21 protein-coding genes are annotated in these 23,683 nt (G+C 37.2%); 14 read left to right on the top strand and 7 right to left on the bottom strand.

Translation table 11 applies throughout. The annotated features are described in order from the left end of the window. Positions 1–6: 6 nt before the first annotated feature. Complete coding sequence (locus tag LCM02_RS05565) at positions 7–1,149, top strand: efflux RND transporter periplasmic adaptor subunit (RefSeq protein WP_224927334.1); 1,143 nt, start codon at positions 7–9, stop codon at positions 1,147–1,149. A gap of 111 nt (positions 1,150–1,260) precedes the next feature. Beyond that, complete coding sequence (locus LCM02_RS05560) at positions 1,261–1,878, top strand: TetR/AcrR family transcriptional regulator (protein WP_224927333.1); 618 nt, start codon at positions 1,261–1,263, stop codon at positions 1,876–1,878. A gap of 1 nt (position 1,879) precedes the next feature. Here the strand turns inward: LCM02_RS05560 and LCM02_RS05555 are convergent, their stop codons facing one another. Then, a complete protein-coding gene (locus LCM02_RS05555) occupies positions 1,880–3,127 on the bottom strand; it encodes a mechanosensitive ion channel family protein (protein WP_224927332.1) in 1,248 nt (415 codons plus the stop codon). A gap of 76 nt (positions 3,128–3,203) precedes the next feature. On the opposite strand from LCM02_RS05555, the gene LCM02_RS05550 reads away from it, so the two are divergent. Then, entirely contained in the window at positions 3,204–4,049 is an 846-nt protein-coding gene (locus LCM02_RS05550) for an ATP cone domain-containing protein (RefSeq protein WP_224927331.1), read from the top strand. 432 nt (positions 4,050–4,481) lie between these two features. Next, positions 4,482–4,862, top strand: a complete 381-nt coding sequence (locus tag LCM02_RS05545; RefSeq protein WP_224927330.1) for a DUF423 domain-containing protein — start codon at positions 4,482–4,484, stop codon at positions 4,860–4,862. Here LCM02_RS05545 and LCM02_RS05540 read toward each other — a convergent pair. Further along, on the bottom strand, positions 4,815–6,092 hold the full coding sequence (locus LCM02_RS05540) for a glycosyltransferase (RefSeq protein ID WP_224927329.1): 1,278 nt from the start codon (positions 6,090–6,092) through the stop codon (positions 4,815–4,817). The two genes, LCM02_RS05545 and LCM02_RS05540, sit on opposite strands and share 48 nt — an antisense overlap. Positions 6,093–6,123: 31 nt before the next feature. Then, a complete protein-coding gene (locus LCM02_RS05535) occupies positions 6,124–7,425 on the bottom strand; it encodes an alginate export family protein (protein WP_224927328.1) in 1,302 nt (433 codons plus the stop codon). 244 nt (positions 7,426–7,669) lie between these two features. On the opposite strand from LCM02_RS05535, the gene nrfH reads away from it, so the two are divergent. The 4 genes from nrfH to LCM02_RS05515 all read left to right on the top strand — a co-directional run bounded on the left by nrfH (position 7,670) and on the right by LCM02_RS05515 (position 13,700). Continuing rightward, positions 7,670–8,257, top strand: coding sequence for a cytochrome c nitrite reductase small subunit (gene nrfH, locus LCM02_RS05530; RefSeq protein ID WP_224927327.1), 588 nt, complete (start codon positions 7,670–7,672; stop codon positions 8,255–8,257). 12 nt (positions 8,258–8,269) lie between these two features. Further along, positions 8,270–9,763, top strand: a complete 1,494-nt coding sequence (gene nrfA, locus LCM02_RS05525) for an ammonia-forming cytochrome c nitrite reductase (RefSeq protein ID WP_224927326.1) — start codon at positions 8,270–8,272, stop codon at positions 9,761–9,763. A 65-nt stretch (positions 9,764–9,828) separates the two neighbouring features. Further along, positions 9,829–12,987, top strand: coding sequence for a cytochrome c biogenesis protein (gene ccsA / locus LCM02_RS05520; protein WP_224927325.1), 3,159 nt, complete (start codon positions 9,829–9,831; stop codon positions 12,985–12,987). A 38-nt stretch (positions 12,988–13,025) separates the two neighbouring features. Next, positions 13,026–13,700, top strand: coding sequence for a DUF2461 domain-containing protein (locus tag LCM02_RS05515; protein WP_224927324.1), 675 nt, complete (start codon positions 13,026–13,028; stop codon positions 13,698–13,700). A gap of 24 nt (positions 13,701–13,724) precedes the next feature. Here LCM02_RS05515 and LCM02_RS05510 read toward each other — a convergent pair whose 3' ends face one another. The 3 genes from LCM02_RS05510 to LCM02_RS05500 form a co-directional block, all read right to left on the bottom strand. After that, positions 13,725–16,019, bottom strand: coding sequence for a type IA DNA topoisomerase (locus LCM02_RS05510; protein WP_224927323.1), 2,295 nt, complete (start codon positions 16,017–16,019; stop codon positions 13,725–13,727). Positions 16,020–16,165: 146 nt separating this feature from the next. Then, positions 16,166–16,600, bottom strand: a complete 435-nt coding sequence (locus LCM02_RS05505; RefSeq protein WP_224927322.1) for a hypothetical protein — start codon at positions 16,598–16,600, stop codon at positions 16,166–16,168. 571 nt (positions 16,601–17,171) lie between these two features. Then, positions 17,172–18,728 (bottom strand): amidohydrolase family protein, encoded by a 1,557-nt coding sequence (locus LCM02_RS05500; protein WP_224927784.1) that lies wholly within the window; start codon positions 18,726–18,728, stop codon positions 17,172–17,174. A 220-nt stretch (positions 18,729–18,948) separates the two neighbouring features. Here LCM02_RS05500 and LCM02_RS05495 point away from each other — a divergent pair, with 220 nt between their 5' ends. Next, positions 18,949–19,434, top strand: coding sequence for a nuclear transport factor 2 family protein (locus tag LCM02_RS05495; protein WP_224927321.1), 486 nt, complete (start codon positions 18,949–18,951; stop codon positions 19,432–19,434). A 10-nt stretch (positions 19,435–19,444) separates the two neighbouring features. Here LCM02_RS05495 and LCM02_RS05490 read toward each other — a convergent pair whose 3' ends face one another. Next, positions 19,445–20,482 carry a S1C family serine protease gene (locus LCM02_RS05490; RefSeq protein WP_224927320.1) on the bottom strand — a complete coding sequence of 346 codons (1,038 nt, stop codon included), beginning with the start codon at positions 20,480–20,482 and terminating at the stop codon, positions 19,445–19,447. Positions 20,483–20,964: 482 nt separating this feature from the next. On the opposite strand from LCM02_RS05490, the gene LCM02_RS05485 reads away from it, so the two are divergent. The 5 genes from LCM02_RS05485 to LCM02_RS05465 all read left to right on the top strand — a co-directional run bounded on the left by LCM02_RS05485 (position 20,965) and on the right by LCM02_RS05465 (position 23,605). After that, a complete protein-coding gene (locus LCM02_RS05485; RefSeq protein WP_224927319.1) occupies positions 20,965–21,186 on the top strand; it encodes a hypothetical protein in 222 nt (73 codons plus the stop codon). Between the two features lie 10 nt (positions 21,187–21,196). Then, the gene (locus LCM02_RS05480; protein WP_262902487.1) at positions 21,197–21,703 is read left to right on the top strand and encodes a glutathione peroxidase; all 507 of its coding nucleotides are present in this window, start codon (positions 21,197–21,199) and stop codon (positions 21,701–21,703) included. 32 nt (positions 21,704–21,735) lie between these two features. Continuing rightward, a complete protein-coding gene (locus LCM02_RS05475) occupies positions 21,736–22,227 on the top strand; it encodes an SRPBCC family protein (RefSeq protein WP_224927318.1) in 492 nt (163 codons plus the stop codon). Next, positions 22,224–22,760, top strand: a complete 537-nt coding sequence (locus LCM02_RS05470) for a CIA30 family protein (protein WP_224927317.1) — start codon at positions 22,224–22,226, stop codon at positions 22,758–22,760. The genes LCM02_RS05475 and LCM02_RS05470 overlap by 4 nt, the downstream gene beginning before the upstream one ends. Before the next feature lie 80 nt (positions 22,761–22,840). Beyond that, complete coding sequence (locus LCM02_RS05465) at positions 22,841–23,605, top strand: SDR family NAD(P)-dependent oxidoreductase (RefSeq protein ID WP_224927316.1); 765 nt, start codon at positions 22,841–22,843, stop codon at positions 23,603–23,605. The last annotated feature ends 78 nt before the right edge of the window (positions 23,606–23,683 follow it).

Raw genomic sequence — 23,683 nt, 5'->3', positions numbered from 1 at the left:
GAGAAAATGAAGTCAATCAAGCAAACTATTATATTGTTTTTTGTTTTTTCAGTTATGATCAGCTGTTCAAAAGATTCTAAAAAAGCAGATCCTTTATCAAGCTCATCAGAATTAACGATTGTCAATGGAACTTTAGAGATATCCAAAGACGATTTTACAAAGCAGGACCTGGATCTAATTGATTTGGTGCATCATCCATTGGGAAAAACAGTATCCTCAACAGGATTGATCGAAGTTCCCCCAAATGGGAAAGCCGTTATTACAGCACAGATAGGCGGGTTTGTAAAAAATACACCTCTGCTGGTTGGAGATAAAGTGAAAAAAGGGCAATTCTTAATGAGTATTGAAAATATTGAATTTCTGGAAATTCAACAACAATATCTTGAATCGAAGGAGAGACTTAAATTTTTGAAGTCAGAATTTGAACGTCAAAAGGAACTTTATCAGGAAAAAATAACTTCAGAAAAATCTTTCTTAAGATCAGAAAGTGAGTACCGGTCAATTGAGGCAATGCATTTGGGGTTAAGAAAGAAGCTTCAGCTTCTTAATATTGATCCAGGGCTGGTTGAGAAAGGAATATTGAGCTCGGAAGCAAAATTGTACGCACCAATTTCAGGAGACGTCACACATATTGATGTCAAATCGGGTTCACCCGTCAGTCCGACTGATGTTATCATGGAAATCGTCAATACAGATCATTTGCATTTAGAGCTCAGCGTGTTTGAAAAGGATGTACTGAAATTAAAAGTTGGACAGACGGTAAAATTCACGATTCCCGAGTCAAATTCAAAATCGTACAATGGAGAAATTCATTTGATAGGTAAATCCATTGGAAAAGACAGAACCGTAAAGGTACATGTGCATATTGAAGAGCCCTATGAAGATGGATTCATTCCGGGAATGTTTGTACAGGCAAAGATAATTCTGGAGGAGAAAACCTCTTTAGCAATAGACAAAAATGCAATCATTGAAAAGGAAAATAAATATTATATTCTTCGGTTGAATCGAGAAACGAAGGATAACTACGAGTTCGAATTGATCAGAATCGAGTTAGGGGAGGAAAAAGACGGAGTACAGCTTGTGACGATCCCGGAAGGACAACACGAAGATCAAAAGTTTCTTCGCGGGAGGGAATATCTAATCAAATAATTGTTTCTGTAAGGATTTAACGCGTGTGTTACTAGTAGGTTAAATGATCAAAAACAGTTTTGGATGATAAATTTTATTTTTTACATTTATCTTTAAAATATATACATACAAATGAACAGTTTCCCCCCAAAACAAAAGCAGGTCATTGAAGCTGCTATTCTGGAATTTCAGAATAATGGTTTCAATGGAACCAGTATGAGTTCTATTGCCAAGGAGGCAGGAATCTCCAAAAAGAAATTAAAAGAGCTTTTTTCGAGTAAAGATGAAGTATTTAAATATGTATTTCTTGAATTATACGGAAGAATTGCGCCCCAACTTCAAGATATTCTCGATGGAGATATGCCCGTGATCGAAAAAATAAGGCATTTTACCAACAACTATGTTTCTTTTATTAATGATTACAAGTTTTTACCCCTGGGACTGATAAGAAAATTGAACTCAAAAACTGATTTTGCGAAGGAATTTATAGTCAATTTAAGGATGCCCGATCCAAATAAATTTTATCGTCAGGTAGAAAAGGAAATTGAAGCAGGAAGAATTAGGGAGATAAATCCCAAGCAATTGATCATTAATATTTTTGCCCTTAGCGTGTTCCCTCATGTGGCTTCACCCTTGATGAAAGATTTTATAAGTGCGGGCAATGATGAGTTTGAAATGATCAAAAAGAAAGGTGGAACCTTAGTGGCCGATTTTATTATAAACTCCATCCAGGTTCCTGTTCATGCATAACTTATGAATTTGTTGAACTAAAGTCTGTAGCCAGCTCGAAGACTTCAAGGTCGAAGTAAGGCACAGCAGCAATGACGTGATCAAATATATCAGCCATGATATATTCATAGTTTTGCCACCTTTTGTCCTTGCTGAAAGCATATATTTCAATAGGTACGCCCTGAGTTGTGGGAGCCAGTTGTCTGGTCATGATCATCATTTCCTTGTTTATGGCGGAATGACGTTCTACATAAGACTCCACGAACTTTCTGAAAAGGCCTATGTTTGTTAGGTTTCTTCCGTTGATTAAAACCGATTTATCAACCTTGTTTTTTGAATTGAAATCATCAATATCCGCTGATCTGGTCTTGATATAATCTGCTATAATTTCAATTTTCTTCAAATCATTAATTTCTTCCTTATTGAGGTATTTGATACTGCTTTGCTTAATGACAACAGCTCTTTTGATCCTTCTACCTCCTGAATTTTCCATTCCGCGCCAGTTCTTAAAAGAATCAGATATTAGGGCATAGGTTGGTATTGTTGTTATGGTCTTGTCAAAATTCTGAACCTTGACCGTGGCAAGATTGATCTCAATAACGTCACCATCTGCACCAAATTTTTCAAAAGTGATCCAATCACCAATTTGAACCATATCATTGATAGACACCTGCAAGCTGGCTACAAACCCCATTATTGTATCTCTGAAAATCAGTAAAATAACTGCAGAAGCCGCCCCTAAAGTTGTTATAAACTTAAAAAATGGAATACCAGTAACGAGAGCAAAGGCAGACAATAATCCAATTGACCATACAATAATCAGAATTACCTGTACATAGCTGTTTATAGGTTTGTCCTTTAATCTTTCTTTCGTATTCAGGTAATCCCGAATGGCTTTTACAAAACTACGAATCACCCAGATCGTGAGGAGAATACTAAAGACTTGCAATCCTTTCTCCACGATATTTTCAAAATAGGGGAAATCAACAAAGGCAAATGGCACGAATTCCAGAGCTATCAAAAGAGGGATGATATGAGCAACGTTCCTTGGAACTTTATTTTTCACAACATAATCATCAAAATGAGTTTTCGTCTTTTCTGAAAACTTGGTAAAAAGATTCAATAATATGCGCCTTATAATGATGTCAATAACAAATATGATTAAAAGAGTCGCTAAAACCAAAATGGCCATATTCAGATATTTTGCACCTAAATCAGTCATTCCAAGTTTTACAAAATAATCGTAGAAAAAGTGAGAAAATTCCTTCATTGTTTTTGTATTTTTCTGAACGGGCAAAAATACAACGATTAGCCTGAATAAGAAAATATCTTATTATATTCGATTCATGAAGGAACCTATAAAAGTTAGAAAATTTTCGGGTGACCTTGTCGATTTTGATGAGAGTAAGTTAATTCGATCACTGAAAAACGCAAGAGCAGATGATGAACTTGCCAAAACCATTGTTAGACAGATCGAAAACGACCTTTTTGACGGTATGACAACAAAAGCCATTTACGACAAAGCCTTCAGGCTCTTAAAAAAGAAAAAAAGGCCCAGTGCGGCGCGATATAAGTTGAAAAGGGCAATCATGGAACTGGGCCCCTCAGGATTTCCATTTGAAAATTATATCGGGCATATCTTTAGACATGATGGTTATACTACCGAGGTAGGAATTATTATGGAAGGGAAATGTGTGAGTCATGAAGTTGATGTTTTGGCCTGCAAAGAAGAAAAGTGTTATATCATTGAATGCAAGTATCACAATTCTCAGGGAAAACGCAATGATATTAAGATTCCTTTATACATTCAATCCAGGTATAATGATATAAAGAGTCAGCTCCAACAGGATAAAACGAATGGTTTTACAAAATTTCAGGGATGGATCTTTACGAATACCAGATTCACTATGGACGCGATTCGGTATGCGAAATGCAGTGGGTTACAATTGGTAAGCTGGGATTATCCGGAGAATAAAAGCCTTAAGTTCAGGATAAATAAATCAAGGTTATTCCCCATAACTTCTCTTACTTCTCTGACTAAAAGAGAAAAGCAGTATTTTCTGGGGCAGGGGATAGTTCTGTGTAAAGAAATATATGAAGCTCCCGAATTACTGCGTAAAAACGGTTTTTCCAAGACAAGAATTAGAAAAATTCATGAGGATATCATTGACCTTTGTGAAAATCATATTTAATAAAACTGATTCGTGAATTGATTCTGCTTAGTATCTGTAATGTCTGTGTTCTGACCATTTTATTCTTTTGGCATTTCTGAAATTTGAAAATTGAACATACCTTCTGTCCTCTGTTGCGAATGTGTTGATATCTGCTTTCATAATTGTGTAATTTGATGGTTTCTATTATAATGACGTAATCAAATCCACTAACGTTACGAATTGCTAATTATATTAACTATATTTTAACGATATGATTAAAATAGTGCTAATAAAAATTTAAAAATCATAATAATTTTGGCAAATATTTCTTTAATTTAAAAATCCTTGGGGTAGATAATAGTCTGCGTTCCATGTGGGTTTTGTGTCATTTAATTCTAATCGTTCTGGCTATTGAAAATATTGCGGTCATTTTGGCGTTCTAATGAGTCAGGATCTGAAAAACATTCTTTTATGCTTCTACTGGTTAAATTTTTTGCTGCGGTTTTTGGCTTTTTTGGAATAATATTTGGCGCTTTTGGAGCCCACAGGCTTAAACGTATTTTGCCTGCGGAGGTACTACATAGTTTTGAGACTGGCGTTAAATACCAGCTCTATCACGCCATTGTCTTATTGATTTTAGGCTTTCACTTTGAATTCATTGACTTTACTGAACGAATGATTGCATCTACAATGATCATTGGGGTATTTTTGTTTTCTTTCAGCATTTATGCTTTGTGTTACGCAAAAGCAAAAAAGATCAACCTGAAGTTTCTGGGACCGGTCACTCCTGTAGGAGGGTTATTGTTAATGACCGGATGGGGGATTCTTCTCTATTATTTTATCGTCAGGTAAGTTTTTAGCTTCAATCCATTTGGAAAGGTACTTCGTACTTTTATATTGATGAAACTGCAGAAGGCTTCCCATAAAGTTTTTTTCACGATGTGCTTGCAGGTTTTTTGAAATTGAAGAAAGTTTATTCTCAAGCAAATTTTCATGAAACTCACGATTAAAATTTTCATTGATAATTTTAAATCCGTCGGTCTGTGCTTTTAGCCAGGATTTTTCATTTTTATAAAGCTCAATGGATTTTTGAGCAAAGGCCTTAGGGTCGTCAAAAATTCTATCGTCCCAATCTTCTGCGGGCCCCATGGATTCAGCTCCTATTGATGAGGTAATTGCAGGGGTTCCATGAATCATCGCGTCGAGCAGTTTTCCTTTTTGCCCCGCACCGAAGCGAAGTGGAGCCAGACAGAGTTTTGACTGCTGAAATGCTTTTTGTTTATCCTCAACCCAGCCTTTGATAAGGAATCCGTTATCAGGATCATGCAACTGCTGGACTTTGGCTGTGACGTACGCCCCATAAATATGCAGTTCAGCCTTTGGCAAGGCCTTTCTGATCAAAGGCCATATCTCTTGATATAAATAAAAAATGGAATCCTGATTCGGTAAATGTTTGAAATTCCCTATAGTGATGAAATGCTTTCGTTCCTTGAAACCAGGGAGTTTGACAATGGTTTTCTTATCAATTTCATTTGTTAAAAAAGGGGTGTACTGAAGGAGAATTTCCGGTACTTTAAATTCGTGCGCCAGCAACTGCATTTCAAATTCAGAGATGATGAGTGAAAGGTCGCATTTATAGATAGATGCGATTTCTCTTTTACTGGTATCATTGTTTATATAACTTCTCCAGTCATCTGTTTTATTTTTAAGTGCAAGGTGTCTTGAAGTTCTTAACAAATGAAGATCTTCAGTGTCCAGTATTCTAATTGCATCAGGGCAATTTTCCTGAACACGCCAGCCAAACTGTTCCTCTGTTAGAAAGCGGTCAAATAATACAATTGTAGGATCTAATTCAATGATTTTTTTATCGAAAGCGCTGTTATTGAGTTCAATCTCAAAAGTAGAAACAGGTGTTTTTTGAAAGTCATACGACAACGTTGATTTTGAAGCCGAAGAAGCAAAAAACACCTGGTATCCTTTTGATGTAAAAAAATGAATAAGCTGCATCATTCTTGTACCTGCTGCAGTTGCATCGGGTTCGGGCCAGGTGAGGCCTATGATCAGTACTTTCTTATTCTTCATTACAGCCCAATAAGACTCAAAAGAGATTTGATCACCCTTTAGGTTCGTTAAATTTCTTTTTGAAAAAAGTGGGTTTGAAGGTAACCATGATCCATCCCCAGTTGTTGACTTCATCTTTACTTCCTCCCTTAATAAGTTCCATGGATTCAGTGGCAAACATTTGAGAGTACCCTGCAAAGATCATGACATCTTTCACTAACTGATATCTGAATTCGAAATCTATTTCGGTTCCTAAATAAGAATCGGCCTTTTCAAATCCTGGTTTCAAAATTGTCCCGTTGGCTGAGAAAAAGTGAGGGATCAACTTTAATCCTACTTTATCTTTTGTCACTCCCAAAGGAACGTAAACGTCAAAAAGCCCTACGTTATTGGCATGGTTTCCAACATAGAAATAATCCATCCAGCCATTGAATTTATGATTCGTTCCGTAAAAAGGATTAAAGGCATTATTCTTATTTGAATCTCCATCCTGGTCATTACCCGAAAAAAGTTCAAAACCGGCACCTAAATTAAATATATCGGTCAATTTGAAATTCGCGTTTGCACTTAAATAGTATGCTGAGAGATCAACGGTCATATCTTTTGCAGCGTTTGGCGTACTTCCTCCCTGATAATAAGTGGCTCCGTTCAAACTTAACCGGTCTTTTTTATAGGTAACTCTACCTCCGATAGTCTGGCTGTAGGTTGTTTTTTGTTTAGTATTGTTGTTTTCGGTTTTATCATATGGCATTCCATTATTCAAAAACAACAGGCTTAGATCAAGGTTGTTCGAAAAATTTGTATGAAACCAGGCATATTGCAGACTTTTATACTGGTTCACCAAATAGTCTTCGCCAAAATTTGTTTCTCCGTTTGCATTTAACGCAAAACCTACATCAAGCTGACTTTTCTCACCGGGTTTAATTTTAAAAAGCAGGGCGTCATGGCTTCTGGCCTGTTGTGCCCAGTCCACTGCACCAAAAATTCTTTGATCATCATAGGATATTTCCTGGCGCCCAAGTTTCATGGCAAATTTTGGGCTAAAATGATACATACCCCAGGCTTGATGAAATGAAGTACCATTTTTATCTCCTTTGGATAAGGTACTAACATCACCCCAAACCCCAACATTCTGGACATCCACCAAAAACTGGTATTTTTCTGTTGCAAAATCAAATCTCAAACGAGTACGCTGAGAAATGAACAAGGCCGGATCGTCTTCAGGAGATGCCAAAGTACCAAATCCATGTCTTGCCTCAAATCGAGGTTTTAATTCGGCGGACATTTTGAGTTCCTGAGAGAATGCCTGAGAACAGGCAATAAAGGTCAAGGCAATAAAAAGTATATTTTTCATAATTTTGATAGTTAGTAGAGTTTCAATTTATTTCATGCAAAATAACAAATGTTTTCTGTCACGAAAAAATTAAAACTCTGAATTAATGGAATTTATGTTAGATTTTTCTGTCAGATTTTTCTGACAGCACAAACTAACAAAAACAATCATATGTGATTCATGATATTTCTCATATTTGAAAGTTTTGACGTTTTGTTTAATTGCATATATTTGTGAAACCAAACTAATTAAACTAATCAAACAATTGGCATTTAACTTGTTTCCATATCAATCGCGCTGGTTGCCCTATGCGATAGTTATATTTGGAAGCATCGTAGGACTCTCCATTTTTTTAGCAAAAGAATCTGAAGTTATCTCCTATATGGGAGATGATCCGAAGACCTGTGTGAATTGTCATGTGATGACATCGGAATACAACAGCTGGATGCATAGTTCCCACAGGGAAGCAACTACATGTAATGATTGCCATGTTCCGAACGATAACATTGTAAGTAAATATTATTTTAAAGCAAAAGATGGCTTGTACCATGCTTCTGTATTTACCATGAGAAATGAACCTCAGGTAATCTTTATGAAGGAAGCTTCGGCCGAAGTAGTACAGAATAATTGTATCAGGTGCCACTTGGGAAAGGTAACGGATGTAAAGCTTACGAGTTGGATCGATGCTCATAAAGCGAACAGGACGGACAGGAAGTGCTGGGAATGTCACAGAGAAGTGCCACATGGCCGTGTACACGGATTGGCCAGTACCCAATATACAATCGCACCGATTCCTACTGATCCGGAAAAGGATGTGATCCCGGAATGGTTAAAAACAGAAATGAATAAATAAAAATATCGAGATATGAAAAATTGGATCTTATTTGTCGTAACTGCGGTAGTGGTGTTTCTTTTAGGGATACTTGCTTCAAGTGTGATCAACAGAAAAAATGAAGCAAAGTTTGCCTACACCCCAAAGGTTGAAATTAATGACAATGAACCCAGAAATGATGTTTGGGGAAAGAATTTTCCGAAAGAATATCAGTCATACCTCCAAACGCTTGACACAAATTTTGCCTCTTATCAAGGGGGAAGCCATATGGTTGATTTACTTGAGGAGGATCCTAATCTTGTGATTTTATGGGCAGGATATGGTTTTTCAAAAGATTATAATCAGGGTAGAGGACACTACTATGCTATAGAAGATTTACACAATACATTACGGACAGGTGGGCCAACGGGTCCGGATGATGGTCCGATGCCAAGCACTTGCTGGACCTGTAAAAGTCCGGATGTTCCAAGGTTAATGAATGAAACTGGTATTGACGAGTTCTATTCAGGGAAATGGGCCTCAAAAGGACCGGAAGTTGTAAATAATATTGGATGTGCAGATTGTCACAATCCTAATGATATGAGTTTGCAGATTTCAAGACCGGCTTTGGTTGAAGCTTTTGAGGTTATGGGCAAGGATATCACAAAGGCTACGCATCAGGAAATGAGATCCCTGGTTTGTGCTCAGTGTCATGTTGAATACTATTTCAATAAAAAGATTCCTGGAAAGGAAGGCGTACCGTATTTGGTTTTTCCATGGAAAAATGGATTTACTGCCGAGGATATGGAAAAATATTATGATGATATTGAATTCAGTGACTGGACCCATTCTTTAAGTAAGGCTCCTATGCTGAAGGCCCAACACCCGGGTTATGAGGTATATTTGACAGGGGTCCATGCTGACCGAGGTGTTTCATGTGCAGATTGCCATATGCCTTACAAAAGTGAAGGTGGCCAGAAATTTACGGATCATCATATTCAGTCTCCTTTAAATAATGTTGCTAATTCGTGTCAGGTATGTCACCGCCAGGAAACCAATAAGTTGATAGAAAATGTTTATTCAAGACAAAAAAAATCAACAGAAACCAGACTGGCCCTTGAAAAAGACCTGGTTATGGCACATCTTGAAGCCAAGAAAGCATGGGACCTTGGAGCTACAGAGGAGCAGATGAAAGACATCCTTCAGGATATCAGACACGCTCAATGGCGATGGGATTATGGAGCAGCTTCTCATGGAGGTTCTTTCCATTCACCTGTTGAAATCGGACGAGTTTACGCCACGGGTATGAGTAAGGTTCAGGATGCAAGAATTAAATTAGCTCGTCTTTTAGCGAGCCTTGGTCATAACAAAGCTATTGATGTTCCGGATATTGCGAGCAAAGAAAAAGCCCAGGAATTCATTGGCCTGGACATGAAGAAGCTAGAGGCGGAAAAAGAAACCTTTAAAAAAGATCTTGTTCCTGTCTGGCTTGAAGAGGCAAAGGAGAGAGAAGCTAAAATGGAGGTAAAATCTAGCGGACTTAATTAATCAACAGAATAACTTATTTTTGAAACCTCATAGGTACTAATCTATGAGGTTTTTATTATCCTTCTATGAAGCGATTGATTTCAATTTTTTTTTCTCCAAAAATGGCGCTAAGCCTTCTTTTCGTTTTTGCCTTCGCCATGGCAACGGCAACTTTTATCGAGAATGATTTTGGAACGCAGACGGCCAGAACAGTGATATACAATGCGTGGTGGTTTGAACTTGTTATGGTTCTTCTGGGGCTTAACTTTCTTTATAATATTTTTAAATATCAATTATATAAAAAGAGGAAATGGCCGGTTCTTATGTTTCATTTAGCGTTTATTATTATTCTGATCGGAGCGGGAATAACGCGATATACGGGTTTCGAAGGAATTATGAGAATAAGAGAAGGTACGGCTTCGAACAGTATGATTTCCGATAAAAATTATCTTCAGGTTTCGGTTCATAAGGACGCTGAGGACATGGAGATCCAGGAAGAAGCCTATTTTTCTCCCATTAAGGATAATGCTTTTTCTATTGAGGAATCCCTGGAAGGTGAGTCTTTTAAAATTGAGTTGATCGATTTTATAAGCGATGCACAGGAAGAACTTATTGAAACGGATCAGAGTGGGCAAGCCTATTTATCGTTGGTAGTTTCAGCAGGGGACGGACGTAAAAATCTTTACCTAAAAGATGGTTCTCTAAAGAAAGTGGGGGGTCATGAGCATCTGATTGGCTTTAATACGGATCAAAAAACCGATATAGAGTTCACCAGTGAAAATGACTCGTTGTTCATTTCTTCACCTTCGAAACTCGATTTTTTTGTCATGGCAGAGCAAAAAGGAGGAAGCCTGGAACCTGAGATGAAACATATTTTAAGATTCAATACACTTTATAAGTCTCATGATTTTTCTTTTGTGGTCGTAAAATATGTACCGCAAGGTAAATTACAATGGGTATCGGGAGCAAAGAAACCGAAAGATAACGATGAACGTATCGATGATCTGGTGATTTTGGAGCTTGAAACAGAGGGAGATACAAAAAAGGTTCCACTAATATATCGTCATGGGTATTTACCGGAAAAGAAGCTTATTTCATTAGGTGGTTTAAACTTTGAAATCTCTTATGGTTCTCTTGAGGTTAAAACTAATTTTAAATTGAAGCTGCGCGACTTTCAAATGGAAAAATATCCGGGATCTACGAGTCCTTCTTCCTATGCGAGCGAGGTCACTGTAATCGACAAAAATGAGGAAATCGATTACAGGATATATATGAACAATGTTCTTGATTATAAAGGGCACCGATTTTTTCAGGCCTCTTATGACAGTGATGAAAAGGGTACTGTCCTGGCTGTGAACAAGGACAGGCCGGGTACCATAGTTACCTATGTAGGTTATTTATTTATGGGTCTGGGTATGTTTTTCACTTTGTTTTCCAAAGGATCGAGGTTTAGTTTGGTTCGTAAGAAATTGAATAAACTGAACTCAAGACAGATGCTCTTTTTTCTACTGTTTCTTTCGGTGAATATGCTTAATTCCAAAACTCTTGAAAAAAATAGTAACAGGAATAAGGAGCCTGTTATTGATAGTATTCTAATGCTTCAGAATGTTCAGGAAAAGCATGCTAAACTCTTTGGAAAACTAATGGTTCAGGACCTGGATGGAAGGATAAAGCCTTTAAATACCCTGGCATCTGAGTTTTTGAGAAAAGTATCCCGTAAGCCTTATTACAAAGGCGATCAGTTTAAAATGGACGCAAATCAGGTTTTTCTGGCAATGCATATGAGTCCCGGAACCTGGTATGGCCTGCCATTGATAAAGATCGATAAAAAAAAGGGAGGAGAACTTTTTAGCTCCTTGAACCCTAATCAGAATGGCTTGATTTCATTTCAGGATTTACTGGATGTACAGGAAAACTACATCCTAGAAAAGGCCGTTCATAAGGCAAATGAAAAAAAGCCTGGGGAACGAAATGAATTTGATAAAGAGATCTTACTCGTTGATGAACGATTCAATCTCGTTTTTAATGTTTTATCCGGAAACTATTTAAGGATATTCCCCAAAAAGGGAGATCCTTCCAAAACCTGGTTCAACCCGAATCATGACTTTAAAGATTTTGAAGAAGAAGACGCTCGTTTTGTAAAAGGTATACTACCCATTTATTTTATAAATATTCAGGAGGCAAAATTAACCGGTAACTGGACCCAGGCAGAGGATAAACTTGCCTACATCAAAAAATATCAGGATGTACTTGCGTCCGATATCATTCCTTCAAAGGACCGCATCGAAGCTGAATTATGGTATAATAAACTTAACTTGAATTTCTGGTTGTTTCAGGCATATTTTACACTGGGCTTTATATTACTGGCCCTTGCTCTTATTCGGATATTCTATCGCAACAGTCTGGTCAATACTGCTATAAACTTTTTTGTAATTATCACTTTAATTACTTTTTTGTTGCAGACTTTTAATTTGGTATTGAGATGGTATATTGGGGGTCACCCTCCATGGAGCAACGGATATGAAATGATTGTTTTCGTGTCCTGGGGTTTGATGCTTTTTGGGTTGCTGTTTTTCAGAAAATCGGATTTCTCTCTTCCCTTATCGAGTATTTTCGCCGGAACTCTTTTATTTGTAAGCTATCTGGATTGGCTGAGCCCGGAGATAACGAACCTGATGCCTGTTTTAAAAAGCTACTGGCTTAAGATACATGTTGCTACGATAATTAGTAGTTACGCACCTTTGGCCTTATCCGCCTTATTGGGTGTGATGGCCCAGCTGATGATCATTTTTAAATCAGACAGGAATGAGTATTTACTTGGTTCAAAAATTAAGGAACTGTCTTATATTAACGAAATGTCCATGACACTGGGGCTGTTTATCCTTAGCATCGGAACTTTTCTTGGAGGAATCTGGGCAAACGAATCCTGGGGGCGATACTGGGCCTGGGACCCAAAAGAGACCTGGGCATTGATCAGTATCATTATTTACGCCATCGTATTGCATATGAGATTGATTCCTCGATTGAATAATGATTTGGCCATTAATATTGCCAGTACATTTGCATTTTTCTCGATCATCATGACTTCTTTTGGTGTAAACTATTATTTGACGGGGCTTCATTCATACGCAACCGGGGATCCGGTTCCGATACCCAATTTTGTTTACATCGCTTCGGGCCTCTTGCTGCTCATTGCTTTATACAGCAGTTATAAATACTTCAAAGGAAGTAAGGTTGCTCAATAATTACGACAACATTAAAAGAAATAATTCTGGAATCCATTATGAAAGTAAATAAGGAAGTATTAGAGTTCTTAAAAAAATTGAAGAAAAACAATAACAGAGTCTGGTTCAAAGAGCACAAACCTGAGTTTGATGAGTTGAAGTCAGGGATGGAAGAATTCTATCTTGAAATAAAAAAAGGACTTTCAGAGGAAGATGAAATCGAAAAATTGAAAGTTTATCGCATTTATCGGGATGTTCGGTTTTCAAAGGATAAAACGCCCTATAAATCTCATTTTGCTGGTTCCTTCAGTCGAAATGGTAAAAGACTGAGAGGAGGGTATTACTTGAGAATCAGTCCGGGAGAATCATTTTTGGCAGGTGGTTTTTGGGGCCCTAATAAGGAGGACCTGTTCAGGATCAGAAAAGAGTTTGAAATCAGTGATACTGAAATAAGAGAAATTTTGTCAGCCGCTGATTTTGAAAAATATTTTGGAGGGAGACTGGAAGGAGATGAACTGAAAACGGCACCCAAAGGATTTCAAAAAGATGATCCGGCCATTGATCTGATCAGAAAAAAGGCCTTTATTGCCACCAGAAAATTTACGGATCAGGAAGTTCTTTCTCCTGATTTTAAGGATGAAGTTATTCGATCTTTTAGAGCCTTGAGACCTTATTTTGATTATATGAGTGAGGTACTGACAACAGACCTGAACGGCGTTTCCACAGTCGACTAAATGGTAATGTCGAGAGCCCTTCATTTAAATAGCAGACATAATTTTAAGTGCCTCTTCTTCCGTTAATTTTTGACCCCTGGCAAGATTTCTAAGTTTATCAAAAGGGAAAACAAAATCACAACCTTGTTTATAATGGCTGCATCCATAGGCCGTTTTGCCCCTGACTATGGTTCCTTTAGCACATTTGGGACAAGTTCTGACAGGAGTTTCCTCTTGGGACTTATTGTTACTTTTTATTAGCAGCTCAAGTTGAAATTCATCATTTAAAATGATTTTTCCGTCTACTTTTTTTTCCAATTCCTGAAAACCCTTGAGCTGAACTGTTTCTTTTTTCTCGAGTAATCTCAGGTACTGTTTTTCGGAAATTTTCTTCTTTTTAAACTGAAAAGGAAGAATAAAATCACAGCCACTGTTGTAATTACGGCAGCCGTATGCTTTGGAACCCTTCACCAATACTCCGTTCTCGCATTTAGGGCAATGAGTCCCAACAAGATTCAAGGCCTTATTTTTCTTCTTGTTTTGTTTGTTTTTCGGCAAATCTGTATCCATAGTAATGGATCGGGGCGAGTTATCTGACCTCACTTCATATACCAATTGATCTACCATGGATTTCATTTGTCGTATAAATGACCCCGGACGATATTCCCCCCGCTCAATTTCTTTTAGTTTTCGTTCCCAGCTTCCGGTCAGTTCGGCCGATTTTAAAAGTTCATTCTGTATAGTGGCTATCAGATCAATACCCATTTTTGTGGGCAGGATCTGCTTCTTATTTCTAATAATGTACTTTCTTTTAAAAAGTGTTTCTATGATACTGGCCCGTGTTGAAGGCCTTCCAATGCCATTTTCTTTCATCAGGTCCCTCATTTCATCATCCTCAATATCCTTGCCAGCAGTTTCCATGGATCTTAGCAGTGAAGCCTCAGTAAATTGATTTGGAGGTTTCGTTTCTTTTTCAATAAAAGAGGGCGAATGACTTCCTTTTTCACTCTTTTCAAAAAGAGGAAGTGAAGCTATTTGCTGACCTCCCGTTTGATCTGTTTTGCTGAAGACATCCTTCCATCCTGGAACCATAATTATCTTTCCACTGGTTTTAAAAACATATCCTTTTATATCAGCTCTAACATGGGTGTGCGCCACTTCACAATCCGGGTAAAATGCTGCAATAAACCTTCTTGTGATAGCATCATAAACCTTTTGCTGATCCGCAGTAAGATGAATTTCCATACCGGTTGGAATGATGGCGTGGTGATCGGTTACCTTCTTATCATTGAAAACCTTTGAAGATTTTTTTATTTTATTTTGCAATAGAGGCGCACAAAGATCCTTATACCTGAATAATTTTTTGAGAATTCCCGGAACTTTTGGATAGATGTCATTCGATAAAAATGTAGTATCTACCCTGGGATAAGTGATTACTTTAGATTCGTATAACTTTTGGGCTGTGTTCAATGTCTGTTCAGCGGTCATTCCAAATTTCGTGTTGCAATAAACCTGAAGACCGGTCAGGTCAAAAAGTTTAGGAGCATATTCTTTTCCTTTTTTCTTCTCAATATCAATTATTTCGATTTCCTCTTTGGAAATCATATCCGCAATGATTTGACCTTCTTCTTTTGAATGGAACTTTCCATCCTCATATCTAAAGGTCACATCTCTGTAAGTAGTATTCAGTTCCCAATAGGGGACAGGTTTAAAGTTTTTGATATCGGTAAAACGATTGACTACCATAGCAAGTGTCGGCGTCTGAACTCGACCAATAGAAAGTACCTGGCTGTTTTTACCGTATTTAAGGGTGAACAGGCGCGTGGCATTCATGCCGAGAAGCCAGTCACCAATGGCTCTGGAATAGCCTGCATAGAATAAATTGTCATATTCTTCTGAGGCTCTAAGATTCTTAAAACCCTCGCTTATTGCTTCCTCGGTCAGCGAAGAGATCCAAAGTCTTTTTGATTTTCCGGAATATTCTGATTCCATCATCACCCAACGTTGAATCAGTTCACCTTCCTGACCGGCATCTCCGCAATTTATTACAACCTCCGCTTTTTCAAATAAATTTTTAATCACTGAAAATTGCTTTTGGATACCAGGATCATCATTTACTTTGATTTTAAATTTTTCCGGAAGCATGGGCAAATTATTAAGATCCCATCGTTTCCAGTAAGGTTTGTAATCAATGGGTTCAAATAATGTGCATAGATGGCCAAAGGTGTAGGTCACTGCATAACCATTTCCTTCATAATACCCGTCACGTTTTGTGTTGGCCTTCAGTACTTTGGCAATTTCTCTGGCTACACTTGGTTTTTCAGCTATGCAAACTTTCATTCGAAAAAATTAAGATTTGCAAAATAAAAAATTGTGACAGATTCCAGAAGATTTAAGGCTATATTTTAATAAAAAATTGTCTGGTTTTTTAAACAAAAAAAAGCCCTTTCCCGTGGAAAGAGCATGTAAACGTAAGATTAATTTTATTAGGTTAGTACACCTTGTGATTCCATTTTCTTTGAGTACCATACCAGAAATATACTTATAAGAATTACAAGAATGGGCATATAAATTGCCATGGGTCCCATGACTTCTACAGCATTTGTCATGAAGAAATTATAACTCATCTGGGCCAGAACACTAATCAAAGAAATGATAAAGACCACTGTTGCCAGTTTCTTTTTTATGAGCAGTAAAATGCAACCAAGAAGGCCTCCAAAAACTGCCAGCGCGAATGCTCCTGTTACCCAGGCGGGAACATTTTCATAAAGTGCCTGTTGCTCTGTGGGCAAGGCAGCAAGCGCCTCATCTGTCATATAAGCTTGCTGCAAATAGCTTGCAACCCCCATTAAATTCCATAATAACGCAACAATTCCAATAATCCAGAATCCTTTTGGACTCTTACTTTTTGTTTCAGTCATGATTTAAGATTTAAGGTTAATTGATATACAATATAGCTAATAATTTTAGAATGAGAAGAATAGGGGGTAAAAAGGTGAAGTTGAAACCAAAAAAAAACCTACTCAAGATATCGAATAGGTTTAACTAAGGTGGGTTTTCTTTATTATAATCCATAACGTCTGTGTTCTGACCATCTGACTCTTTTTGTATACTTATATTCACTAAAGTATAATTGTTCCCTGGCCTGTGTGCTTGAAAGGTTAATACTTGTATTCATGATAAACTGTTTGATGTATTAGACTTTAATTTTTTCAATTAATGACCGAAATGTCTGTATTCTGACCATTTAATTCTTTTTGTGTTTCTGAAATTAGAAAATGTTACATATTTTCTTGATTCGGATTCTGTCGGAGTGCTTACTAAATTTCTCATAATGTGTTATTTTTAATTGGTTTCTACTATATAGACGCATGATTTAACCATTTTGTTACAGTACTATGTAAAACCAAGTACTATATTAACAAATATTTAACACAAAGTCCTTGAAATTCAATGGTTAGTGAGGAAGTGCAAAATAATATAAATAAAAAATTAACGTGTCAATCCGGGTTGAATGATCTCAAAATTAGTGTCATTTTTTGCTTTCTGAACCATTTCTTCTACATCTTTAAGTAATTCTTTGGCATCATAGATTATTCCATCCTTAATGGTATATCTTACACCTCCAACGCGGACTACTTTATTTTCTTCCGTAAGTTTAATGGCTCCGGTACCGTATAGAACCTTTAAATTCATGAGCGGATTTTCCTCAAGAATCACAAAATCAGCAAGTTTTCCAGTTTCAACTGTTCCCAATTTATCATCGAGATTTAAGGCTTCAGCCCCGTTTAAGGTAGCAGACCTTATTATTTCCAGTGGATGAAAACCTGCTTCTCTGAGGAGTTCCAGCTCTCTGATATAGGCAAAACCATAGAGTTGGAATATAAATCCCGAATCTGAGCCGGTAGTAACACGACCACCACGATTCTTATATTCATTGACAAAGGTCATCCAAAGCTGATAATTTTTTTTCCATTGAATCTCCTGTTCAGTTCCCCAATAATGCCAATAAGAGCCATGTGAGATTTTACTCGGTTGATAAAACTCCCATAATTTAGGCAGGGTATAGGTTTCATGCCATTCAGCTCTTCTTGCCCGATGCAGATCTCTGCTGGCTTCATAGATATTAAATGTGGGGTCCAGCGTAAAATCAAGCTCAAGCAATTCGTTCATCACCGCATTCCAATGTTCGGAATAAGGTTCCGCAGCCTGTTCCCAGAGTTTCCCTGCCTCTTCAAAACGATGCTGTTCATTATTATAATTATAATCCAAGGGGTAATTTTGAACCGTCCTGTCTTCAAACAAGGCTTCTGGCAGCCCGTACCAATGTTCCATTGTGGTTAGGCCTGCCCTGGCAGAATGAAGCACGTTCCATCTTGCTACACTCATCTGGGCATGATGACAAGCGGATCCAAGTCCCAGTTTTTTATTTTCATCGAGCGCCGCCGCCATAATTTTAGGATCGGCTCCAAAGAACTTTATGCCATCCGCGCCTCTTTTAGCATTCGCCCGTACCCATTCACGAGCCAATTCCGGAGTATTAATGGGCTGATCGTTTAAAGGATTAAAGGTTTTGCTCTTATGTCCAAATCCCGTATACGAAATGATTCTCGGGGCTATAATTTCATTGTTCGTACTTTGTTCTTTCAGGTTTAGGGTGAAATCAATTCCTATGCCGCTCGGTTCTCGAATGGTTGTTATTCCATGTGCCATCCATAACTTAAATACATAGTCAGGGTCCGCTCCTTGTGATTTTCCTCCAATATGTCCATGCATGTCAATAAAACCAGGAAGTAAATACATTCCCTCGGCGTCAATCTCTTTTCCACCTTCTTGCAATTGAGGCCTTCTTTCCGGCTTTATTTCAACGCCGGGATAACCTACTACTTTGACTTCCTTGATGATATTATTTTCAACCACAATATCTACAGGACTAACAGGTGGAGCACCATTTCCATTGATCAAAGTCACACCTCTGATAATTAACTGTTTGTAAGGGCCTTCATGGTTGCTTTCCATCTGTTGTGATAACAATTCTCCATGGAACATGAAGAGAGCTACAGAGGTGATAAAGAATAGATAACGCATCATAACTACAAGTATTAGATAGTCATAAAAATACAATTTAATCAATTAGAAAAAATGACCTCGACGCTAATCGATTCAGAATCCCTAAAAATCAAATGATAAGTCAAATCCTATCTTTGAGGCCCATTGAGTTAATTTTTCTAAATTTGACCTTAACTACTTTTAAAATCAAAAATTCAAAATGAATTCTATAAAACTCTTATCAGCACTTATACTATTAATTTTTTCCGGGTCAACTATGATCGCTCAATCAATTAATGCTCCAGAGCATGAAAAAAAAGAAATCCTAAATGTTATTGAAAAACTTTTTGACGGTATGAGAGAAGGAGATAGTAGCAAAGTGGCCTCAGTATTTGATAAAGAGGTCAGTATGCTTACTTCCTACACAAATAAAGAGGGAAAGAAAATAATTTCCAAAGGGGACCTGTCCAGGTTCCTGACCGCAATCGGAACTCCGCACGAAAAGGTCTGGGATGAGAAGATCTGGAATACACAAATTATGATCGATGGAGGAATAGCACAGGTCTGGACCGATTATGCTTTTTACGTCGGTACAGACTTCAGTCACTGCGGAGTTGATGCATTTCATCTTGTCAGAAGAGGAGAATCCGGATGGAAAATTGTCCACCTCATGGATACCAGAAAAAAAGAAGGTTGCAAGGAATAACTTAAAAGTTTTATTTTCTGCCCAGGGTCACTTTTTTACCTGCCCTGAAAACCACAATTTCAAGCGGATCATTTTCTGATTTTCTTTCCATCACTTTGGCAATGTTAACCAGGGATTCATCCGTGTTTTCAAATTTAACTCCATTAATGGAAAGAATGATGTCGCCACCGACGATCAGTTTTTCTCCATTCAATGTCATTTCAACATCGCCATCTTCAATACCCAATACCCCAAACGGAGACAGTTTGACCACTCTTTGAACCAGTAATCCGCTTTCCTGAGGTAAATTGAAAATTTGAGCGACCTTACCTGTTAATGGTATAAGATCCGTTCCGTTCCAAATTATTTTCTTTTCAAAAAGAAGTTCTTTTGTGATATTGGAAGAAGATGCAAATCCTATTCCCTGGAACCCGCCTGATTGTGTTAAAATATTACTTACAACCCCAATCACCTCTCCCTTCATGTTCATCATAGGGCCTCCTGAGTTTCCTGTATTGATGGCCGCATCTGTTTGAATGTACTCAGAATTTGTAAAGGGATTTTTATCATCCTTATCTCGTATAATACCACTGACATAACCTGACGAAAGCGAATGACCAAGACCATAAGGGGCTCCAACAACAAAGACACTTTCCCCAACTTTTACAGCATCCGAATCTGCAAGCTTCAAGGTTACAGCGTTTTTACGAGGCCAGATTAATTCAAGGAGAGCAACGTCTGCCGTGGCATATGCCGAAATTACTTTCGCCGGAATAATTTCACCATCAAGAAACTGAACATCTACTTTTTCAGCAACCTGGACCACATGAGCAGCAGTTACGATTTGTGTGTCCGAAATCATGAATCCGGACCCAAGCCCCCCTGAAGTTACAGTTTGAGTCATTTTTCCGGAACTCACCAATTCCTTTTGTTCCGTTAAAATAACAACGATGGCAGGATTCACTTTTTCATAAAGTTCTGAAAGGGACTGAGCCTTCACAGAGGTAATTATTAAGATGAAAATAAAAATTAGGATTCTGTTCAAGGTTGTTATTTGCAGCTTTTTCATTCCTATACGATGTTTAATTTTTTATTGCCCGTAAAAGTAGGTAATAATTTTAATTTCTGATAAAGGCCCGAAATAATTCTAAATTACAAAGAAAATAAATGTTCAGATCCGATTTATTTGTTCGAAATCCATTTCTAGCTTCGAACTTTGAGGTTAAATTTCTGTTAATTTTTTAAATAAGGTTAACAATTTTACTTTTTTCCAGTCTTTAATAATGAATCATCACATTGAGAGTTTTTTGTTAATATGGTGAAGAACCCGGGGCTTTTTGCTTTGGGTTCTTCTGTTTTCTAAAACGTATTTCGGACATTCATAGACAATTTCTATTTGATCATAAGATTTTCCTATGCAATTGATAGGGAAATAATTAATTCAATCCTTTAACTTTAGAGTATCAAAGAAGAAGATTATAAGTTCTTAATCTCCTTTCAATAAAAAGTTAACAAAAAAAATTAAAGGTATAATTTTTAATCCCCCGAATTATGGAAGTTATAGCACAAGCAATTGAATTTGAAAACAGAAAATTATCATTGAAATCAACGAATGACAGAATTTTGGCTTCAAGAGAAGTAAAATCACTTATTTTGAGTTTGAATGAAATTTATAAGGTGAACAAGGACCAAAGTATTATGGATTTGATGAAACGTCTTACCGTAATCAAAAGGAAAGTAGAGTCAAGGCTTAAATTTAATATCACGATTTGATTTCCAGGTTTTGAAAGATAACAAAGAAATTCCCGAGTATTTATACGATATTGAAATCAATACCCTTCAAGGCAGTATTTTTGATTGGAGCATTTGCAAAGGAAAAAAAGTTTTAATTGTAAATACTGCTTCTGAATGTGGTTTTACAAAGCAGTATAAAGACCTTCAAAAAATTTCTGAGAAATATGCGGATTCACTGCTTGTTGTAGGCGTTCCCTGTAACCAATTCGGTCAACAGGAACCCGGCAGTTCGGATCAGATCCAAAGTTTCTGTTCTTTAAATTTTGGAGTTACCTTTCCTTTGACTGAAAAAGTTGATGTTAAAGGTCCAAACCAGCACCCACTATATGCATGGTTAACTCAGAAAAAATACAATGGAGTCAAAAACTCCACTGTTAAATGGAATTTCCAAAAATATTTAATCGATGAAAATGGAAAGTTGATAGATTATTATTATTCCATAACCAAGCCAGGCAGCAGTAAAATTTTGAAAAAGATCGAAAAAGCTCCTGCTTAGGATCTTGCTTATTTTTTCTCAGGTGTTCTTTTATGGTAGAATTTCAAAAACAAGGAGCCGTTTTTTGTTTAAAGGCAAAGCTTAATATGCCAATTAGACTGGAAGAAGCCTGGAATTTTTTTTCAAACCCTTCAAATTTAAAAGAAATTACCCCGGATTACATGGGGTTCAATATAATTTCAAGCCTGGACCATTTCATGTATCCCGGTCAGATTATTAGTTATAAAGTGACTCCCTTGTTTGGCATCAATATGAACTGGGTGACCGAGATCACTCATGTGGAGCAAAATAAGTTTTTTGTTGACGAACAAAGAATAGGTCCCTATAAAATATGGCATCACAAGCATTTCTTTAAGAAAATCAGCAATGGTGTTGAGATGACCGATCAAGTACATTACAGACTGCCGCTACCGATCGTTGCCAATAGATTTCATTCTTTGCTCATAAAACCAAAACTAAAGGAAATTTTTGAGTACCGGACCCGGGTACTGGTTTCCCGATTTGGAAAATATGAGAAATCATGAAACACATATTTTTTTATATTCTAATTCTATTCACGCCTATGCAAGACAATGATGTTCTTTTTGACTTTTCTCAAGAAGTTTCTTCCAATGGATGGTTCATTATAAATGATGGAGTAATGGGAGGGCTCTCAAAAGGAAGTTTCAGTGTGGATGATAATAAGGCATTTTTTAAGGGGAATGTTTCCACGGAGAACAACGGGGGCTTTACCATGGTGGCCAATCGATTTAATGCCCTCAATATGGAACGTTTCAGTAAATTTAGTCTAAAACTTAAAGGGGATGGTAAAAATTATCAGTTCAGGGTTAAATCTGATTCCGGGCAGCAATTTTCTTATGTAGCGGAATTTTCGACAAATGGAGAGTGGCAGGAAATTATCATACCATTTAACAGCATGGAGCCAAGATTTCGAGGCAGGCTTTTGAATCTGCCAAATTTTGAAGGTGTTCAAATTGAGGAGATTGCATTTTTAATTGGAAACAAAAAAATGGAATCTTTCGAATTGAAAATATCGAAAATATCTGCCATAAAATAAAAGTTCTTTTACATTGATAAAAATCTCAGCTCAGGTCTGGTAATTTTTTTATCTATCTTTAAGGTAAAAAGTTGATCCTGATGATTCAAGTAGACCTTAATAACAAAAATATACTTGTAACCGGAGCTTCCAGTGGAATTGGTAAGGAAATTGCCCGTTTTTTAATGGAAATGAACGCCAACGTGGCCTTACATTGTTTTAGAAATAAGAATTCCGCAAAAGAACTGGCAGCATTTTACCCGCATACAAATTCAAGAACTTTTCAGGCTGATCTTGAATCTCCTCAAGAAGCCGAGTCTATGTGGAGAAAGGTACTTGATTACTATGAAAGGATTGATGTCGTTATTTTTAACGCCGCGGTTTTTTTAAAGCATCATACTGAGGAAGAACTATCCAAATGGTTTAAGGTTTGGGAAAAGACAATTCGCGTTAATTTGGATACCCCAGCTTTGATTTCAAGGTTGGCCATAAATCACTTTAAAGAGGAGGGTGGCGGCAGGATGGTCTTTATTGGAAGCAGGGCTGCTTTCAGGGGAGAAACTCAGGAGTATTTGGCTTACGCCGCTTCTAAAGGAGGGCTTACTTCCCTTTCCAGAAGTATCGCACGTTCATTTGGCAAATTCAACATTAAATCATTTACAATTGCCCCGGGTTTTGTAAAAACCAAAATGGCAGAACAATTTATTAAAGATCATGGTGAAAACATGATTCTAAATGAATTGTCCTTAAAGGAGTTAACTGTTCCTTCTGATATCAGCCCTCTGATTGGCCTGATATGCAGTGGAGGTATGGATCATGCTACAGGGGCCACCATTGATATCAATGCGGGAAGCCATATACGATAATCCTTTTTGCCTCTAAATGACTCCTTGAAACCAAAGGCTTTAAAAGTTGTGTATTCGATGACATTTTAATACTTTTAA

The organism is Lutimonas saemankumensis, from assembly GCF_020171465.1.
GTDB classification, from domain to species: Bacteria; Bacteroidota; Bacteroidia; order Flavobacteriales; family Flavobacteriaceae; genus Lutimonas; species Lutimonas saemankumensis.
Note: the sequence above shows the minus strand (reverse complement) of the source record. Positions and strands in the feature narration are given on the sequence as shown.

Bases quoted from the DNA above. Each gene is read 5' to 3' on its own strand.
- LCM02_RS05565 (WP_224927334.1), top strand. From the start codon at position 7: ATGAAGTCAATCAAGCAAACTATTATATTGTTTTTTGTTTTTTCAGTT.
- LCM02_RS05560 (WP_224927333.1), top strand. From the start codon at position 1,261: ATGAACAGTTTCCCCCCAAAACAAAAGCAGGTCATTGAAGCTGCTATT.
- LCM02_RS05555 (WP_224927332.1), bottom strand. From the start codon at position 3,127: ATGAAGGAATTTTCTCACTTTTTCTACGATTATTTTGTAAAACTTGGA.
- LCM02_RS05550 (WP_224927331.1), top strand. From the start codon at position 3,204: ATGAAGGAACCTATAAAAGTTAGAAAATTTTCGGGTGACCTTGTCGAT.
- LCM02_RS05545 (WP_224927330.1), top strand. From the start codon at position 4,482: ATGCTTCTACTGGTTAAATTTTTTGCTGCGGTTTTTGGCTTTTTTGGA.
- LCM02_RS05540 (WP_224927329.1), bottom strand. From the start codon at position 6,092: ATGAAGAATAAGAAAGTACTGATCATAGGCCTCACCTGGCCCGAACCC.
- LCM02_RS05535 (WP_224927328.1), bottom strand. From the start codon at position 7,425: ATGAAAAATATACTTTTTATTGCCTTGACCTTTATTGCCTGTTCTCAG.
- nrfA (WP_224927326.1), top strand. From the start codon at position 8,270: ATGAAAAATTGGATCTTATTTGTCGTAACTGCGGTAGTGGTGTTTCTT.
- ccsA (WP_224927325.1), top strand. From the start codon at position 9,829: ATGAAGCGATTGATTTCAATTTTTTTTTCTCCAAAAATGGCGCTAAGC.
- LCM02_RS05515 (WP_224927324.1), top strand. From the start codon at position 13,026: ATGAAAGTAAATAAGGAAGTATTAGAGTTCTTAAAAAAATTGAAGAAA.
- LCM02_RS05510 (WP_224927323.1), bottom strand. From the start codon at position 16,019: ATGAAAGTTTGCATAGCTGAAAAACCAAGTGTAGCCAGAGAAATTGCC.
- LCM02_RS05505 (WP_224927322.1), bottom strand. From the start codon at position 16,600: ATGACTGAAACAAAAAGTAAGAGTCCAAAAGGATTCTGGATTATTGGA.
- LCM02_RS05500 (WP_224927784.1), bottom strand. From the start codon at position 18,728: ATGTTCCATGGAGAATTGTTATCACAACAGATGGAAAGCAACCATGAA.
- LCM02_RS05495 (WP_224927321.1), top strand. From the start codon at position 18,949: ATGAATTCTATAAAACTCTTATCAGCACTTATACTATTAATTTTTTCC.
- LCM02_RS05490 (WP_224927320.1), bottom strand. From the start codon at position 20,482: ATGAAAAAGCTGCAAATAACAACCTTGAACAGAATCCTAATTTTTATT.
- LCM02_RS05485 (WP_224927319.1), top strand. From the start codon at position 20,965: ATGGAAGTTATAGCACAAGCAATTGAATTTGAAAACAGAAAATTATCA.
- LCM02_RS05475 (WP_224927318.1), top strand. From the start codon at position 21,736: ATGGTAGAATTTCAAAAACAAGGAGCCGTTTTTTGTTTAAAGGCAAAG.
- LCM02_RS05470 (WP_224927317.1), top strand. From the start codon at position 22,224: ATGAAACACATATTTTTTTATATTCTAATTCTATTCACGCCTATGCAA.
- LCM02_RS05465 (WP_224927316.1), top strand. From the start codon at position 22,841: ATGATTCAAGTAGACCTTAATAACAAAAATATACTTGTAACCGGAGCT.